Here is an 18,836-nt window from a genome sequence, read left to right as displayed (position 1 = left end):
TTTATCAGGCTTATCTAAATATAAATTCCTTCCATGATTACAATAGTAATCCATTATTAATTGATGCCCTTCTCGTGATTAATCTCACATAATTATGTAAATGATAATTGATCTCATTATCGTTTGGGTGCAGTATACGCGAAATTTATTAAATTAGCGTATGGATTTGTTGTATTTATGAAAGCGTGTGTGTTGTTAGCTTTTGCGCTCTTACTGACGGGAGCGGTTAGCGTATCTGATCAGTTCTCTTGGCTCAGAGATGATTCTCGTAGTGCAAGTAAAGTACTCAATTATCTTAATCAACAGAATGATAAAACTCAGTTATATCAAGAACGTATTCGATCTCTGAGCGAATCCCTACAACAGAAATGGCAAGACAATCGCCCTGAACGCGCCGATAAACCATGGCAGGAAATCGGTGGTTACGAGTATGCGATCCTAAATCACAAGGGCAAAAGAGCCTTGTTGTCCCGATTAGTTGGGAGTGAGGATTTGACCGAGTTGCTTAACATTGATGCTCGTTCTGCCGAACATGATTACTATCAGTTAGGTGATTGGGCGCTCGACTCAACTAAAACCAAGCTCGCGATAGCAGAAGATATTACGGGCACTGAACAGTATCGAGTGAGTGTTGTTGATCTTAAAACTCAGCAAGTCACATCAGTAGCTCAAAATGTAGACAGTTCGCTTGCGTGGTCGAAAGACGGTCAATCCCTATATTTGATTCAACTTGAACAACAAACTTCGAGACCATATGCGTTAACAAAATACTTCTTAAATGAGTCAAAGCCGATTCAATTAACGGAAGAGCTGGATTCCGCTTGGTTGCTTTCGTATTACCTTTCTAGTGATACGCAATTTGCTGTGGTTCAGGCAAACAGTGAAAACTCGAGCGAGCAACGTTTGTTAAACCTTGATAGCGGCGAAGTTTCTGAACCACTTTTACCACGCAAAGCGGGAGTGGAATACTACGTTGATGTTGCGGGTTCTATGTTGTTTGCCAACAGTAATCACGAGCGCAATGATTTTGCTTTTTACTCTGCACCACTTACTCAGGCTACACATATCAACCTTTGGCGAACGGTTTTTGAACCAACGGACGAATCTAGAATCAGTAACTTCTATTTGTTTGAGTCTGGCGCTGTTGTTGTGAGTCAGAGTGGCGCGTCTCAATCTTTGCACTTCTTCGATAATGACAATCGCTATCGTTCAAGCCAGTTATTGGCTGACGCAGGCCAAGTTGCTTGGGTAAGCCAAGTTGGCGACTATCAAAGTAACAAATTGCACATTCGCAGCATGTCTTTGACTCAGCCTGCGAAGTGGGACCGGTTGAATACTGATACTTTACAACGAGAACGCTTTTCTCAAGACGATTACCCTCAATACCAACAATCAGCGTATCAAACCGAGCAGGTCATGGTGAATTCTGGTGGGGTATCCATCCCTGTCACTTTGGCTTATCGCAAGGATAAACTTACAAAGACCTCTCCAGTGTTTTTGTATGGATATGGTGCTTATGGCATGACGATGAAGCCCTACTTTATGCCCCAAATCATTAGCCTACTTGATGAGGGTGTAATTTATGCGATTGCACATGTTCGAGGTGGTGGCTTCTATGGTGACGCTTGGTATCAAGCAGGTAAGGGAATTAAAAAAGAAAATGCCATCTTGGATTTCATCGCCGCTGCTCGTGATTTGACTGCATACAATCTCGGTAAGCGCCCTATTTATGCGATGGGTGGCAGTGCTGGTGGCACTCTTGTTGCTGCAGCTTTAAATCAGGCTCCTGACTTGTTTGACGGTGCTGTCCTTAAAGTGCCCTTTGTCGATGTTGTGAACAGCATGTCTGATTCTGCATTACCTCTAACGGCTCAGCAGTACGGTGAGTGGGGCAACCCAAATATCGCCGATGAATTGAAGGTAATGCAGCAATATGACCCTTATCTGAATCTTAGCGAACAAAACTACCCACCAATATTGATTCAGATTGGACTGAATGACCGCCGCGTACCTTATTGGGAAGGGGCTAAGTATTACGCAAAACTCAGTGAACTTACGACTGGAAGCGGCCCTTACCTATTATCGACAAATTTTACTCAAGGACACTCGACAGACAGGCGACAGTCCCAATCGCAACAAGCGTTTGAGTACGCATTTCTTTTATCACTTACCCTGAAAGACATTAAAGCGGAGCAGTAAATGAAGCTTTCCCCCCTATCAGCGGCAGTACTGAGTGTACTTGCTGCCAACCTCGTGCACGCCGAATCTGAGGTTTACCACTTTGAAGAAGTGATTGTAACAGCCAATAAAATAGAGCAACCATTATCTGAAGTCGCGGGCTCAGTTGCCGTGATCACGGGTGAAGATCTAGAAAGAAAAGGCGCAACGGAGCTTTATGACGCAATAAAGAGTGAGCCTGGAGTCAGTGTTTCTGGGGGAGCTGGTCGACCTCAAAACATTACGATCCGTGGGATGACAGGCAACCGAATTTTGATTGTGAAAGACGGAATAAAGTCTGCTGATGGCTTTGGTGCCAACGACATCAATGACAAGGTAGGGCGTAACTCGTTTGATATGTCTAACTTGGAAAGTATTGAGGTTATAAAAGGGGCGAGTTCATCCGTATATGGTTCAGGCGCTATTGGTGGCGTGGTGGTTGTTAGGACGAAAAAACCGGGAGATTACCTCGGAGATAAAGATTTCTACAGCGACGTATCTGCAACCTATACCGGTATCAGTAATAAATACAAAGGTGCGACAAACCTTGCTTTCCGTTCAGGAAAATTCGAAAGCTTAGTCAACCTTTCTTATTGGGAAGGTGAAGAAACACGTAACTTTGATGAGGACCTCTATAACCGAGACATAGATGGCGTCGGTGGTGGTTACACTCTAAATTATTGGTCAAGTGATGCCTTGATGCTCAAAGGCAATGTTGCGTACTACAAAGATAATCTAAGTCGAAAAGAAGGATCCTCTAAGATCCAAAAAGACGGAAAATGGGACACTGAAGATTTTGACCAACAGTCTTATACCGAGACATTTTCTGCGTATGCGGGGTTTGAATACCTACCTGCCAATACTTGGTTTGAGGAATTAGATGCCAAGATCTATTGGCGTGATATGACTAATGAAGATACCACTAATCGTTTGATGTCTCGAACCAACAACAACGTTTCCGAGTTACGAAGAACGATTGATGTTCGTGGTTTTACGGATCAGCTTCTTGGTGCAAACGCCGATTTTATTAGTGCTTTCCAACATCAAAACATGAGCCATACCTTGTCTTATGGTGTGAATATGGAAACCAACCTCCATGAGCGCCCAAGTCAATCTTCTGTTTTAGACTGGAACGGAGTATCACTTAACGCAGATGTTCCTTTTGCTCCGGCTCGCTCGTACAACTTTGCTGCTTTTATTCGTGACGCGATTGAAATTGACCATTGGACTGTGACGGCAGGAGCCCGTTTTGATTTACACCAGTTGAAACCTGAGTCACAGAGCACGATCAATGGCTACGAAGTGAAGGAACAAAGCTCTAGCGAGTTCTCACCTAGCTTATCGGTGAGTTATCAGTTAACAGAATCACTCAACACATACCTTTCGTACAACCACGGCTTTAGAGCACCGGGTTATGACAAAATTTATGGTTATCAGAACCATGATTTTGTCCCAATTACCCCATTTGTCATTGTGCCGAATATGGACCTAGAGGCCGAAACCAGTGATTCGTTTGAATTAGGCAGTAAGTTTGATAACGGACAAACACAGCTATATGCGGCCGTTTTCTATCAGAAGTTCGATAATTTTATCGACGTTAAACAGATCACATTTGTGCCGGACTCAAATACAGGTAACTACTACAAGCAGTATCAAAACGTAAATGGAGTCGAGACGTACGGCATTGAAGCTTCAATTGCGCATCGTTTGAGTGATTTTTGGAGTGTGAGTACTAAAGTCGGTTACGTTGATGGAGAAGATGAGGATGGAGAAAAAGTTCGCACACTAACTCCTTGGGAAGGCAATGCCGAGGTGGCTTATGACGATAGCGCCTTCTCCGCTTATGCGCAGGTTAATTGGGCGCAAGCGATGGATAACGTACCTCAATGTGAAGATGATTTAGGTATCGTTACTGACTGTGCGACCACCTCTGGCTGGGCGAGTGTCGACTTGGGGGTAAGTTACTCTTGGAACTTTGGCTTGGATGTCAGCGCCAATGTGATGAACCTATTTGACAAAGAATACATCCGATACCAAGACGTTGCGGGTATTGCGAACAGCAATAAAATCTACTCCACAGAACCTGGCCGCTACTTCACCGTTAACGCCAAGTATGCGTTTTAAGGAGGACATATGAAAAAGAGTCCTCTATTCCTCGCTTTGTTCTTGGTTTCAGCAACAAGCAGTGCTGCCGAGTGGGATTACCCAATTGGTAACACCGTTGTGACAACGCAGCAAGAAGCTAAGACTTATCTAGAAGAAGCTTATCCTGAGGTTGGTACGTTAAGGTTTCGCTATGAAACACAGTCTAAGTTGGGGCGCCACTACAACTTCGATGTATTGATTGAAGGTGAGTACCAACAACAGAAATCTGTGGTTCTATCCACTAACTCTGACGAGCAGGTTTCACGCGTTTTCAGAAGCTTAGAAAATACCGTGTTACTCAACGGAAATCCGACAACGGCTGCTGAGCTGGAAGTTCCTCGTTTATTAGAAGCAGAGCGAGCGCCGAGCTTAAGCAGTGGTCAAGTCGTTGCGACGCATGTGAACGTATTCAGTCCGGATTTGAGAACTATGGACAGAGCTGCACCACCAGAAACTTTATTAACCGATGTCAGCCAATACCCGAGTCTTCCACATTATGTACAAACTGATGTGGAGGTGTTGAACCACAGCGATGGTATCTACCTTACCAATGAGCGTGTCTCACAGGTTGATGCAACGGCTCTATATTCGATCGACCCTGATTCCGGCGCGACAACGAACCGTGACACTTCAAACTTTCTCGCAGCTGAAGGTGTTACAAAGTTTGCCGATCTGAACGAGCTGCAAAATGTGGATTGGCAAGACGTGCGATTCCCGCAATTGATGGTGTTTGCTCATCTAGACCAGTCTGTACGCTATATCAGCAGCTTGGGCTTTGACCTGTTTGATGCCCCTCTTGAGTTCGATGGCAGAGGCTTATCTGCAGATAACTCGACGTATTATTATGGTCCCAAAGCGGTTTTGTTTGGTATCGGCGGTGGCTCTCCAGATGCGTTAGATGGTGACGTGATTCTGCATGAGCTTGGACACGGGATTCATTATCACATAGTAAAAGATTGGGCTTACGGTCATACAGGTGCAATCGGTGAAGGGTTTGGTGATTACTGGGCGGGCAGCTTTAGTTTTCGTACTCAATATGAAAATGCACAGACTCGTGGACAAGAGTTCGAGATAGATACTGTCTTTAACTGGGATGGTTACTTCGGGGTAAGGAATACCACGCGTAGCCTATGGAATCAAAGAGCACGTTACTTTAGACAAGCGGAATATCGCCCTCATGAAAGTGTTGCTGGTGAGTTAGGTGATGAGCTTTGGTCAACGCCTTTGTTCCAAGCTCTGAAAGCATCGGTTGAACAATATGGTGAGCTCGCTTTTAAAGAGTTTGACTCCATCATACTTGAGTCTATGTACGGGCTAGGTCGTGGCTTGAAAATGCACGATTTAGCCGAGAGCACACTGTTTGTGGCTCAACAGCTGTATCCAAATCGAGCTTATGTCGAAATATTGAAGCAAAAATTTGATGTGCATGGATTGATCATCGAGCCATTTAAAGTAGAGGTTCCTGATCGTTATGTTAATCCAAAGAAGCCGTTGACGATTGAGTTGTACCCGACATTAAGACAGGCTCAAGTGGATGGCCAAATCAATATTTCTGAATTAGTTAAGCCGTTCGTTAGTCCTCCGGTTAATCAACTAACGATTGAGGCGACACTTCCGACAGGCGAGATGTGTGGTTCTTCAGTCACCATGAATACGAGTGTTGACTATCGATACAGCGACGAACTGAAATTACAAAATTGGCAGCATGATTTGTCCCTTGTATATGGCTTACCTGTACTTGAATCCGATATCAAAGAAGTAAACAGTTATCTTCCCGATAGCCGGTTTAGCTCGACCAATCAGCCGATCGTTGGCTTTAAGACATTCAATTTCACTCTAAATGGAACGGCTCAAACTGCAGACGACAATTTCGGAGTGTACCTAGAGATCGAGCATCCTCGATTGAGTGATTTAGTGGCCACCCTGATTTCACCGAAGGGAACACGAGTCGATTTACTTAACCATAAATCGACTCGATTTTCTGGCTTTAATGGTTACTTCACACTTAAGCATGACTCGATTCTCGATTCGTTTAAGGGTGAGCCTATTAACGGGTCATGGCGTTTGGAAATCGCTGATTATGTGAATGGTGAAACTGGGCACTTAAAGCGGTGGGGGCTTGGCACGATTTCGAAATATGAATGTGGAGAAACAACGACTTCACCTCAAGAACCCACCGTTACCAGTGGCTCTTCCGGTGGCTCAGCTTCACCCATATTGATTCTATTCATGTTCTTGCTCTCGTTCAGCAGGTCATTTAGTACGCGTTACTTGTCTCTAATGGCAAGGCTCTTTAAAAACAAAACAAGAAGATAACTCTATGAAACCTCAATTGACAATTTTGGCCATCTCTTTGGCTCTTGCTGGCTGCGGTGGTTCGGGCGGTTCCGATACTTCTGCATCAGCTGCACCAACCTATACCGTGTCAGGTACAGTGACAGCACAGAATATAGATTTACAAAGTAAGGTCTGTGCAGACATAAATCAAAACTACATGTGTGATAGTGGAGAGCCAAGTTCGACGGCTAACGCGAATGGCGAATTTAGTATTACCAGTACTAAGAAGTCGATTTTATCGGTTCCTTTGTTAGCTCAGATGGATGCGGGGATTGCAGCCAATAGCACGAGCAGCTCTGCCTCTTCTTACGCTTATATTGCCGCTCCCGGTCTTCAAAAAAATACGGGAAATGAGATTAATGGTATCAGTTCACTATTGGCAGGTTATGTCGCGGATGGGTTGACGGTAGCTGAAGCAAACAACAAATTAAAAGCGCAGTTGGCGAAAAGTGGCATCACGATCTCTGGCGATATCCAAGACGATTTATCTGCGTCTGAACTCGCGAGTCTGGAACAAAATGTCGTATCAACAATTAAGGCGTTTAAGCACTCTAATCGTGCGTTCATGCTGGCTCAATTGAGTGCGAAATTTGATAAGAGTGCGGCCGATTATGTGGGTGGAGTACTAGATAATGATCAAGTTACTGCTTTTGCAAATTTCCTTGAAGGAGAGCTAAAAGCTGCGACAGCATTGAATGATACGGGTGTTTTACGCTATTTCTCAGATATTGATGACACACAAAATGTCGTTGAACCACAGAGTTCATTCCCAGGTCAAGATGCAGAATACGGCTTTGATAAAACAGAGCTGAATGCCAATACCGGTAATGGTTTCCAGTTCGCAAAGTTAGATTCAAATGGCCAGGTGCTTGCTGATGATGCAGCGGAGTGGTCTTGTGTTTTAGATCAACGCAGTGGCTTGATTTGGGAATCGAAAACGGATGATGAAAGCTCTATTCAACATAAAGATCGCATATTAGCGCTTGAGCTACCTGGACGAGTAACGCCTTACGATCAAGATGTTGATTTAGCGACTTGTAAAACGAAAGGTGATGCGGTATGTACCACTCAAGATTACGTTGAACATATCAATGCAATGAACTTATGCGGCAAGTCAGATTGGCGCTTGCCAACGTTCAATGAATTCTACAACGTGCTCGACTTCGGTGAGACCGAAACCAACTCGGATGGTGAAGTTTATGGTTTAACTTACAAGTACTTCCCACATCAAACCCTTGGTATTGACTATACGACTTACACTGGCTCGGTATGGACACAATCCATTACTTATAGTCAATATACAAACACTGCTGTTGAAGGTGGCTTCTATTATAACGAGATTGGAACCCAGGGCTCAGATAGAGGGGTTGTTGGTTCTATAGAGATCTATTCAGGTGATGTCGATTCTTCAGATAATTATGACTCGTACCAATTCCCAGTTCGCTTAGTTTCACTACAAGGTAAATAGACATGAAAAATTTACTCTCCATCACTTTAATGGCTCTGTTTTCTGCGGGTGCAATGGCACAAGAGTGCAGTTTAGATATGGAAAAATCGGCTCCGAGCACGCGTTATGTTGCGAATGATAATGGGACGTTTAGCGATGAACTGACAGGGTTAACTTGGATGCGTTGCCAACTGGGTAAAACTTGGGATACGAAGACATTAGCTTGTAGTGGGCCTGCTGAAACGTATCACTGGCAGAGTGCTCTCTCTATGGTTGAATCAATCAATGATCAAAGTGGCAGTCATGCGTTGCATCAGTTCGGTGGTGAAAAAGAGTGGCGCATGCCAAACATCAAAGAGTTAGTGTCACTAAAAGAAGTGGCTTGCCACTCTCCAGCAATGAGTCACAAGGTGTTTGGTGATACTTTTAACGTTGAAGCTGGAAACTTAGCCGTTTATATATGGAGTTCAACTCCTGCAAGTGATGGACAGAGCGTGATGACGTTTGATTCGATTAATGGTGAGGTTTACCAGTACAACGCCGCACAATATAAATTTAGCGTCTTATTAGTTGCAGAATGATTTAGTTCTTAATGCGTAAATAAAAAGGCCGTGGTTTTCCACGGCCTTTTAGGTTCTGGTATATAGGTCTTAACTTAAGTCTTAGACCTTAGACCTTAGACCTTGAAGCCTACACCTTAAACCCTATACCTTAAAGTAGTCCAACTGCTGCTTTTGCTGCTCGGCTAAGTTAGATAGCTCGTGGCTTGCTGCTGCAGCTTGGGTAATGCCGGTTACGTTTTGGCTTACTAGGCTGTATATGTTGGAGATATTGCGGTTGATGTCTGCAGTCACTTGGCTTTGCTCTTCTGCGGCAGAGGCAACCTGAGTGTTAATCTCAGTCATGTCGGTTACCGAGTTCGCAATACCAGAAAGGGCTGCGCTTACCTCGCCCGAGAGTGTTTGGTTGTGCTCTAACATAGACAGTGAACTGCTCATGCTCTCATTGGCGTTACCCGATTGAACCTGCAAACCTTCGATAATTGCTTGGATTTCTTTGGTTGAATCTTGGGTACGTGCCGCCAGCATTCGAACTTCATCGGCAACAACGGCGAAACCACGGCCACTTTCCCCAGCTCGTGCGGCTTCGATTGCTGCATTAAGTGCAAGAAGGTTAGTTTGCTCAGAGATGCTTTGAATTACTTCAATTACCTTACCAATCTGCTCGGAGTGCTCTTTTAGCGTGCCTACAACGTTTGCCGCTTCGCTCAGCTGAATCGCCATTTGTTCATTAGCTTGGTTGCTCTCGTTAAACAAGCTCATGCTGTGTGTTGCCATTTCGTCGGCTTGCTTGGAAGCTGAATCGGCTTGTACCGCATTCTCGTTAACGTGTGCTGCTGTGCTCTCAAGTTGGTTCACGGCGGAAGCAACTTGCTCCACTTCTTGCTTCTCTTGATCTGAGTTAGCACTTGATTGCGTCATCACTGCGGCTAGTTCTGTAGACGCAGAAGCCACTTCGATGCTGATTCGAGACAGTGAGCTTACCGTGTCACGCAATTGCTCAACAGATTTGTTTACGTCTTGGGCAAGGCGAGATATTTCGTTGTCACCATGTTCTTCGGCTTTTACTAGCAGGTTACCTTTTGCCACTTCGCGCATGGTTTCTTGGATATTGCTAAGCGGCTTAACAATGATGCCAGCCAGCGTCCAGCTGATGACTAATGCAATTGAAAGAATCACTAACAGTGCGATGGTTGCGGTATTGAGTGTGCTGGTGTGTTGCTGGCCATTGGTGTCGACTTCTTGGGTGGCAAGTAAGTTGAGCTTTTTAGAAAGCGTGTTGATAGCCTGCACCATTTCGTTACCCGCGTGACGATATTGGTCGATTGCGATCTGATAGCGGTTATCAAAATCTGAAGCGAGTGATGCATCGCCGTGTTTCGCTCTTAATAGAGGAAGCATGGTGGTGCGAGAAAAGTCGACGTAGTGATTCATCGCTTTGCTCATTGCGGCTACTTCATCTTGCATGCCTGGTACGGTATCAAGCGAGTTCAGTAGACGAGTATTTTGGTCACGTTTTTGATTTAGCGTTTCGACAAGCGTTTTGACGTCGTCAGGATTAAATAAGCTATAGATCGCCTTGATGCGCATGCCGTAGCTGTTGTCGACGATTTCGCTAAGCTCTTCTTTATGTAGAATCAGCTGATCTGTTGCTGTTGATACATCTTTAAAAGCATTTTCCAGTTTGTCACCACCGATAATGACACCCGTCAAAAGTAGTACGACGGAAAAGAGTACTGGAATCAGAATTTGTATTTTGATTGATAAGCCACTGAGAAGTTGGCGCATGTATTGTCCTTCTATGAATAAGTAAATGAGCAGAAGCAATTGTTATTATTGTTATTAATCAGTGATTCTAACTATTGAGAATGACAATTCAATCAGTAATAGATGCTATTTTTATATATGCGATAGATATTTCATAAATTCTGATTATTTATCGTACAAACAAGGCTTTAGCCATTTTTAAGATAGGGTTATTTAACGAGGAACCTTGTGCGGTATTAGGTAATGACAGGGGGCGAGATATTGAGCGGTTTGGCTTAAATAGGTTGGAATGAATATTCAGCGCCTATGAATTAGGCCAATTTATTACTTCAAGGCTATTTGGTAGGGGGAAAACAAGAAAATAAATTGTAGTTGTCATATAGGCTTCAATTAAGTGAAACACAACTGTCACATTCGGATTCTAAAGTAGGCCTCGTTCAAGCAAAACATTACGGCAATAACGCCACTAAAGGAAATTTGTGATGAAAAAGACAGTTATCGGTGCAATCGCACTACTAGGCGCTCTAACAGTGAATACAGCTTCAGCTAAAGAAACTATCTCTGTAGTTGGCTCTAACAGTGCTTCTCCACTGGTTGAAGTTTTTGCAGAAACCTACATGAATAAAGGCGAACCAGTGTTCATCGAAATTCAAGCACCAGGTTCTTCTGCAGGCATCAAAGCAGCAAAAAATGGAAGTGCTGACCTTGGTATCTCTTCTCGTGACCTAAAAGAAGAAGAGAAAACAGCTGACCTGAAAGAGCTCGTTATCGCTCGTGACGGTATCGCAGTTGTTGTTAACCCAAATAACGAAGTATCTGCTCTTACAGCTGAGCAAATCACTTCAATCTACAAAGGCGACATCACTAACTGGAAAGATGTTGGTGGTGCTGACAAGCCAATCGTAGCAATCACTCGTGATACTGCATCTGGTACACGTGGTGCATTCGAAGACATCATGAAACTTAAGAAGAAGATTGGCGACAAGAAAGTATCGGCTATCTCTCAACGTGCACAAGTTGCAAACGGTAACGGCGCACTTAAAGTTTCTGTAGCAAGCAACCCATACGCTATCGGCTTCATCTCTCTTGGTACTGTAGATAACACAGTTCAAGCTCTAACTATCGATGGCGCAGCAGCATCAGTTGAGAACGTAAAGAACGGTTCTTACAAAGTTGCTCGTCCTTTCCTAGTTCTTTACAAAGCCGGCGCTCCAACAGCTGAAACTCAACAATTCCTAGATTGGATGGTTGCAGATGAAGCTCAAGCTATCGCTGACAAGAAAGGCTACATCACAGTTAACTAATCTTAACTGACCAACACTTAATTATTGCTCAGCCTAACTTAGGCTGAGCCTTTTCTTTCAACTTTGTCTATTTCGAGCTCTTGTTGAGCCACAAAGTTTGAGATTTTATATATGACCATCGCAAATAGTGAAAAGCTTATGAATACTGAAGCGACTCAAATCAACAAGCCAAGTCTACGTGCTAAGAAGCGCATCGACTGGAGAGAAAGAATCTTCCACGGCTTGTTCTTATCGAGTGCTGTAATCGGCATCGTATCACTAGCCGTTATCGCTTACTTTATCGTTGCAGAGAGTATCCCTGCATTCCAAGAGGCTGGTGTTTCTGGCATCGTTCTGGGTGTGGATTGGTTACCGCCAGCTCTATTCGGCGTTGCAACCATGATTGTTGCATCGATTGTCTCGACACTTGGCGCTGTAGTTGTTGGTGTCCCTGTCGGTGTATTAACCGCTATTTTTATTGCTGAGATTGCTCCTAAGCGTCTTGCCGATATTATTCGACCAGCAGTTGAGCTTCTAGCGGGTATCCCGTCGGTAGTTTACGGCTTCTTTGGTCTAGTAATCATCGTTCCTATGATTCAGAACATCTTCCAAGTACCAGCGGGCAACACTATCTTCGCGGGTATCATTGTTCTGGGTATCATGATTCTTCCTACCGTTATTACGGTTTCTGAAACTTCGATCCGCGCTGTACCTCGTACGTACAAAGAAGGTTCACTTGCACTGGGTGCTTCGAAAATCTACACGATTTTTAAGTTACTCGTTCCTGCTGCACGTTCAGGCATTATGACGGGTGTGATTCTGGGTATCGGTCGTGCACTTGGCGAAACGATGGCAATCATCATGGTGATGGGTAATGCGCCAGCAATGCCAGAAGGTATTTTGGATTCGGCTCGTACGCTAACCGCAAACATTGCTATTGAAATGTCTTACGCAAGTGGTATTCACGCGAGTGCACTGTACGCAACCGGCGTTGTGCTTCTGGTATTCATCATGATGTTGAATGGTGCTCTGCTTTATCTTAATCGTGAAAAAACGAAGTAGGCGAGGATAAGTAATATGGATCGCGTAAAACTAAAACAAGCACGTCAAATGAAAGATAATGTCTTGAAAGGCTTTATCTGGGCGGCAGCAGCAGTCACCGTTGGTTTCTTATTCTGGATCATTTGGTACATTCTATCGAATGGCCTGCAATACGTAGACTGGAACTTCATCACCGACGACTACACTCGAACCGGTGAAGAACGTGGTATTTTCCCAATGATCATTGCCACGATCTACATGGTAATCGCATCGATTGCAGTGGCGGCGCCACTCGGCATTATGACGGCAATATACCTAACCGAATACGCAAAAGTGGGCAGTAAACTGGTTAAAGTGATTCGTTTCTGTACAGAATCTTTAGCAGGTATTCCGTCGATTATCTTTGGTCTGTTCGGTATGACCTTCTTTGTTTCGATTCTTGGTCTTGGCTTCTCGATTCTGTCGGGTGCACTAACACTAAGTATCCTGATTCTTCCTGTAATCATTCGTACTACAGAAGAAGCATTGATGTCAGTACCACAAACTTATCGTGAAGGTTCATACGGCCTTGGCGCTTCAAAAATCTACACTATCTGGCGTTTGATCTTACCAAGCGCAATGCCAGGTATCTTAACTTCGGTCATTCTTAGTATTGGTCGTGTAATTGGCGAATCAGCACCTGTATTTTTAACAGCAGGTATGGTGGCACGTGTTCCTGAGTCGGTATTCGATTCTGGCCGTACACTAACGGTTCACCTATATAAGCTGACAACAGAGCTATTTACTATCGATGAGTGGAACCAAGCCTACGGCACGGCGACAGTCCTAATCGTATTGGTTCTCTTGATCAACATGGTTACAAAACTGATTGCGAGACGCTTCAACACGGCAACTTACTAAGCTCATTAGCTGGCTCAACAATAAAGAGAGCCACCGTGATAAAGAAAGCATTAAGTTAGACACGAATTTAAGAATTTAGAGATTACGAATATGAACAAATTTGATATTGAGAACCTAGATCTGTTTTACGGCGACAACCAAGCGCTTAAATCTATCAACCTGCCAATTCCAACGCGTCAGGTAACGGCTCTGATTGGCCCATCGGGTTGTGGCAAATCGACGCTGCTACGTTGTTTGAACCGTATGAATGACCTAATTGAAGGCGTTACTATCAAAGGTAAGCTGGATATGGATGGCACAAACATCTACGGCAATATTGATGTGGCTGACCTACGTATTCGTGTAGGCATGGTATTCCAAAAGCCAAACCCATTCCCAATGAGCATCTACGAGAATGTAGCTTACGGCTTACGCGCTCAAGGTATCAAAGACAAGAAACACATTGATGAAGTAGTAGAAAGTTCACTACGCAGTGCGGCACTTTGGGATGAAGTGAAAGACCGTCTTAAAGCGCACGCATTTGGTTTGTCTGGTGGTCAGCAACAGCGTCTATGTATCGCTCGTACGATTGCTATGGAACCGGATGTAATCCTGATGGATGAGCCTACATCGGCACTTGATCCAATCGCGACACACAAGATTGAAGAATTGATGGAAGACCTGAAGAAAGACTTCACTATCGTTATCGTAACGCACTCAATGCAGCAAGCGCGTCGTATTTCAGACCGCACGGCTTTCTTCCTAATGGGAGAGCTTGTAGAGCACAACGAAACGAGTGTTATCTTCAGCGAACCAAAAGATGATCGTACTAAAGGTTACGTAAACGGTGACTTTGGTTAATTCGATTAACTCAGTGCTGTTTTTGTTTTTTAAAGGACAGCACGCTAACTGAAACGCAGGTTAGATAATCGAATAGATCGACAGAATTATCACTATAACTATAAGCGATGGAAGTTTTGCCCCACTCTAATGTGGGGCTTTTTTATATCGCTAAAAAAGTATTAATGTCGATGAAATTTTGGGCAGGAAATCCCATTTTTGTCGTCCTTCTCATGCTTGTGATAATGTAAAAAGTGAAATTGCGACCCGCTTAACATCTCATTTTTAGTTACATTGATTGCATATCAAGGCTTCGGTATTTTTGCTTCAATCTCATTAGCCAATGGACGGAAGCTGTGCCTGTTAAAGCCTTTGCAAAACAAATATCTGCTACTCGCGACCACCGTCTGTTGGCAGAATCTCTTTTTGGTTACCTTGTTGAGGTGCTCGCGCCAAAAGGGATCGGAGTATTTGCCGAGCCAACACCAGAAGGCGATTCGTTACCCTTGTTTTCTTGCGGTGAGCTAACCTCCCTCGACAAGTATCCCTCAACATTTTGGCCTTGGGTTTCCCAGTTTGATACCGCAGATGGTGTGCTTCCAATGTCTATCAATACTTGTAAGTGGGAACACATGGAGGTGCTGGGTGGTGAGTCGTTCATCATGATGCTAGACAACGCGCCTGCCTGCAGAACTTATTTAATTGTTCAAAATTGCAATGCTCAGCAGATCAACCAAACGTTCGACCAAGATCTTGATGTCCTTCAACTAGCCGCAGCTCGCTGGCAGTGTATTCGTGCGGAAAAGAACGCGGCACTTGAGATCAAACACAGAGACACACGTGAAGCGCAGTACCTTGATGAAATTAAGCTGCGAGAGCTATTTGTTGAGAACATGAAACTAGTCCATCAGGTCGCGTTAGAGCTTTCTAATCCTGACTCTTTGGATGCTTTGTATAAGGCTTCTGTTGAGGCAGTGCGCGACCGTCTAGGCTTTGACCGTGCGATCTTCATGTTACTCGATATGAAAAAGCGCTGCTTTAGTGGCACTTACGGCACCGATGAGCGGGGAAAAACTAACAGCGAGCATCATACTCAGTACGATTTACATCAACTTGAAGCCGAATACATTGAGGCGTTGTCTGACAATCACATCAACCTAGTTATTATTGAGAAAGCGCCGCTATACACCGAAGGCAAGGTCGTAGGGCAAGGTTGGAATGGCATGTTGATCTTACGTGAAGGGGATAAACCCGTCGGTTGGATCGCAATGGACAATTACATTCACCGTTCACCCATCACTAATTATCAAAAGCAGATGCTTGAATCCTTTGGTTCTCTGCTTTCTCAGATCTACATCCGTAAGCGCCAAGAACAGAATATACGGATGTTGCACTCAAGTATGGTGGAACTGTCTCGTTGCGATAGCGTAAGCGAAGTCTGTAAATCTGCGGTGAGCTTTGCTATTCAGCACTTAGGGATAGACCGATTAGCGGTTTTTTTAACAGATAAAAATTGCAGTTACATGCAAGGCACGTGGGGCACTGACATAAAAGGCGACATTGTCGATGAATCTTATTATCGCTCAGAGCTGGTGGAGCGTGACATTGTAGCCGCCGCTCGCGCTTGCCCTAATCAAGTTGCCTTTGAAGAATCGGTGCCTATCTATCACGATTTCAATATTGTGGGTGTCGGTTGGACGGCAATGACAATGCTCACCACCAATACGGGTGAGCCGATTGCGTTTATTGCCGCGGATAATTTGCTAACTCGCAGCCCTTTAACCTCACAACTGCGTGAAGTGATACGTATCTTCGCTTCGAGTTTAGCTGAGGTGCTACAGAGAACTATGGCGCAAGAGGAGCTCAAAAAGCTCAATGAGACGCTAGAGCAAGAGGTCAGTAAGCGCACTCAAGAGCTTGAACGAGCCAATGAGCAGTTGGATATCATCTCTAAGCTTGACCCTCTGACACGCCTTGGAAATCGTCGTATGTTGTCGCAGGTTTTAGATGATCTCAATTGTGATGATCAAGGGGCATTTGCCACAGAGCACGAAGTCACGTTTGGACTCATTCTTGTTGACCTTGATCACTTTGGTTTGTACAACACGGTTTATGGGCATACGGAAGGTGACGCTGCTCTGCGCACTATAGGCAAGATACTTAATGCTCATGTTCATAGCGATAAGGAAACCTTCTGCCGTATTGGTGGTGAAGAGTTTATGTTGTTGATGATCGGCACTCATCACTCTGAAACTAAACAGCGTGCAGAGTCGATCAGAAAATGTATTGAAGAGGCAAAGATCCTTCATTGTGAAAGCAGTACCAGCCAGTATTTAACCGCATCTGTCGGCTATGCCTCGATAACCTCAGACCAACATCAATTCGACTTCGATCTACTGTATGGCAAAGCAGACAAAGCCTTGTATCAAGCCAAAGACTCAGGGCGAAATCGAATTGTATCTGCTTTAAAGCGAAGAAAGGTCGCGACGCCACTGATTTAGTTTGGCGTTTATTTTTTCTGATCTCAAAACGATTGAAGCCGTGATGATCACAATGTGGTCATCACGGCTTCGTTCTTTTTTGTTTACTTAGATTTTCTGTTTAACTAGCTTTCTGCTTACTTAGAACGCTGGTTAATTAAAGCCTTTCTAATGTGCTCTTGTGTGTTTTGTTCGAGATGCGTTTTGGTTTCTTAACCGCTTTGATTGCTAGAGCTGGATCCCATGACTGACTTGGTGAACCCGCTTCAGCGTAGAGAGTCTGATTTAGCTTGGTGAGCTCAGCTTCGATTGTTTCTAACGTCTCATCACTCAAGTCTGAATTTTCTGTTTTCCACTGTTCGAACAAAGTTCTCGTCTTCACACCATCTTTCATCTTCAGAGAGGCAATCAGCGCTTCTGCCGTATCGGATTGACGTTCATCTTTTTGCTTTGGTTTTACTGCTGTACCGCGGCGTGACCAGAAGTAGAAAGCAAACGCCGAGCTGATTAACCATAATGCTGCAAACAGTGCCGTTAGATAAGGCCACATTCCTGGTTTTTCAACGGTAACAATTGTCGGGCTGGCTTGCTGAGTTGGTGTTTCAATAACAGGAGGCGGCGTGCTTGAGGTTACGCGATCACTTGCCTGAACCGACAACTCAAGCCCAAGAGCCTTACTGGTTTTTTGTGATTGCGAATCGGTGTTAAACCAAGTTTGAGAAACACCAGGCAGGGAGATGCTTCCAGATTCCTTAGGGATGAGAACCTGCTTATAAACAACGATAGCATTACCGGATTGGGTAGTGCCAAATTGCGGTTTCTCTTCATACACGCGCACCGATTTAGGGTAGGTGATGTTCAGTTTTGGTAACTGGTGTTGGGTCAAGTTGCTGGCTGTCATTGTGATGGTACGAGTTAACGAATCACCGGCTTCCATCTCAATATTCTGCTTGTCGCCACCTAAAGTATTACTACCTGTCAGCTCGTTGCCTTGGCTATCTGACCATTTCTGAATCAACTTGAAGTTCGATGTTGGTAACCACTCACCTTGATAGCCTTTTGGTACCGGATTCACTGTGACATCTAAGGTTTCAACAGGCGTGTCGAGCTGGAAAAGGCGCGTTGTGCTTGAGTTGTTGGTTGAGTAAACAACGGCACCGGTTAACTTTGGCCCTTGAAGCTGAAATTGCCCTGCTTGCTGTGACGATATATGGAAAGATTGCTGAACAACCGTGACTTCTTGTCCGTTGATAACATCTTGAAATTGCTTAGACTCTCCAATCGGTTCCACGTCTAATTGCGCTGAACTTGGTGGCGCAATTTTAGGATCTTGCAGTCTTCTAGGATCTGCCTTAATGATGAGTTTTACATCAAGCTCCGCGACCTCTTGAGGGTATAGCGAGTCTTTACTCAGATTAAGTTGAAACACGGCCATGTCACTCTGCTTTGGAGCGGCTTTATTAACCGCAACGTGGATGGTGATCGGTTGGGTTTTTGCGCCTTCAATATCAAAGCTAGGAATCTCTAATCGGCCTAATCGAAGTGGGGCAAGGGTAATATTCCACTCGCTAGACACAGTGCGGCTGCCATTGACGATTCGCATTGATGACCCAAAGCTTGGGGTACCGACGTAGAAATTCTTCTGAAGGGAGGTCAGGTCTAAAGCACCTGACGATACTTTTTCATCGGTCGCCACTCTAAGTAGAAAGACTTCATCTTTGGTAACACTGTTTTGCGAAACACTTGCCACAGCGGTCGCTGCGAATACAGAATGTGACGAGAAAACACCGATTAGCAGTGTCAGTAGCATTGATAAAAATGGCTTGTTTAAAAATCGCAT

12 protein-coding genes are annotated in these 18,836 nt (G+C 44.4%); 10 read left to right on the top strand and 2 right to left on the bottom strand.

Annotated elements, in window-relative coordinates; translation table 11 throughout:
- The first annotated feature begins 177 nt into the window (after positions 1-177).
- From NX845_RS13785 to NX845_RS13765, 5 genes are read left to right on the top strand one after another with little or no spacing between them, the layout of a single operon-like run.
- Positions 178-2,199 carry a prolyl oligopeptidase family serine peptidase gene (locus NX845_RS13785; protein ID WP_065682258.1) on the top strand — a complete coding sequence of 674 codons (2,022 nt, stop codon included), beginning with the start codon at positions 178-180 and terminating at the stop codon, positions 2,197-2,199.
- Entirely contained in the window at positions 2,200-4,341 is a 2,142-nt protein-coding gene (locus NX845_RS13780) for a TonB-dependent hemoglobin/transferrin/lactoferrin family receptor (RefSeq protein ID WP_017078608.1), read from the top strand. It abuts the gene before it with no gap.
- A 9-nt stretch (positions 4,342-4,350) separates the two neighbouring features.
- Positions 4,351-6,678: a proprotein convertase P-domain-containing protein gene (locus NX845_RS13775; protein WP_065682259.1), complete on the top strand. Its 2,328-nt coding sequence runs from the start codon at positions 4,351-4,353 to the stop codon at positions 6,676-6,678.
- Positions 6,679-6,682: 4 nt separating this feature from the next.
- Positions 6,683-8,167 (top strand): DUF1566 domain-containing protein, encoded by a 1,485-nt coding sequence (locus NX845_RS13770; RefSeq protein WP_065682260.1) that lies wholly within the window; start codon positions 6,683-6,685, stop codon positions 8,165-8,167.
- Between the two features lie 2 nt (positions 8,168-8,169).
- Positions 8,170-8,727, top strand: coding sequence for a DUF1566 domain-containing protein (locus tag NX845_RS13765; protein WP_017081844.1), 558 nt, complete (start codon positions 8,170-8,172; stop codon positions 8,725-8,727).
- Between the two features lie 123 nt (positions 8,728-8,850).
- Here the strand turns inward: NX845_RS13765 and NX845_RS13760 are convergent, their stop codons facing one another.
- Complete coding sequence (locus NX845_RS13760) at positions 8,851-10,494, bottom strand: methyl-accepting chemotaxis protein (RefSeq protein ID WP_065682261.1); 1,644 nt, start codon at positions 10,492-10,494, stop codon at positions 8,851-8,853.
- A gap of 461 nt (positions 10,495-10,955) precedes the next feature.
- Between NX845_RS13760 and NX845_RS13755 the strand changes: the two genes are divergently transcribed.
- From NX845_RS13755 to NX845_RS13735, 5 genes are all read left to right on the top strand, one after another.
- Positions 10,956-11,777: a phosphate ABC transporter substrate-binding protein gene (locus tag NX845_RS13755; RefSeq protein ID WP_004732042.1), complete on the top strand. Its 822-nt coding sequence runs from the start codon at positions 10,956-10,958 to the stop codon at positions 11,775-11,777.
- A gap of 111 nt (positions 11,778-11,888) precedes the next feature.
- Positions 11,889-12,818 carry a phosphate ABC transporter permease subunit PstC gene (gene pstC / locus NX845_RS13750; protein WP_004732040.1) on the top strand — a complete coding sequence of 310 codons (930 nt, stop codon included), beginning with the start codon at positions 11,889-11,891 and terminating at the stop codon, positions 12,816-12,818.
- A 15-nt stretch (positions 12,819-12,833) separates the two neighbouring features.
- Positions 12,834-13,697, top strand: a complete 864-nt coding sequence (gene pstA, locus NX845_RS13745; RefSeq protein ID WP_004732038.1) for a phosphate ABC transporter permease PstA — start codon at positions 12,834-12,836, stop codon at positions 13,695-13,697.
- 90 nt (positions 13,698-13,787) lie between these two features.
- Complete coding sequence (gene pstB / locus NX845_RS13740; RefSeq protein ID WP_004732036.1) at positions 13,788-14,537, top strand: phosphate ABC transporter ATP-binding protein PstB; 750 nt, start codon at positions 13,788-13,790, stop codon at positions 14,535-14,537.
- A gap of 335 nt (positions 14,538-14,872) precedes the next feature.
- Positions 14,873-17,017 (top strand): GGDEF domain-containing protein, encoded by a 2,145-nt coding sequence (locus NX845_RS13735; RefSeq protein ID WP_017094628.1) that lies wholly within the window; start codon positions 14,873-14,875, stop codon positions 17,015-17,017.
- Between the two features lie 136 nt (positions 17,018-17,153).
- On the opposite strand, the gene NX845_RS13730 is transcribed toward NX845_RS13735, so the two are convergent.
- Positions 17,154-18,836, bottom strand: a complete 1,683-nt coding sequence (locus tag NX845_RS13730; protein ID WP_260256921.1) for a BatD family protein — start codon at positions 18,834-18,836, stop codon at positions 17,154-17,156.

Origin of the sequence: Vibrio sp. NC2 (assembly GCF_025195005.1) — a bacterium.
In the GTDB taxonomy this organism is placed as follows: domain Bacteria; phylum Pseudomonadota; class Gammaproteobacteria; order Enterobacterales; family Vibrionaceae; genus Vibrio; species Vibrio splendidus.
The sequence above is the reverse complement of the archived record's forward strand: the minus strand, read 5'-3'. Positions and strand labels throughout refer to the sequence as shown.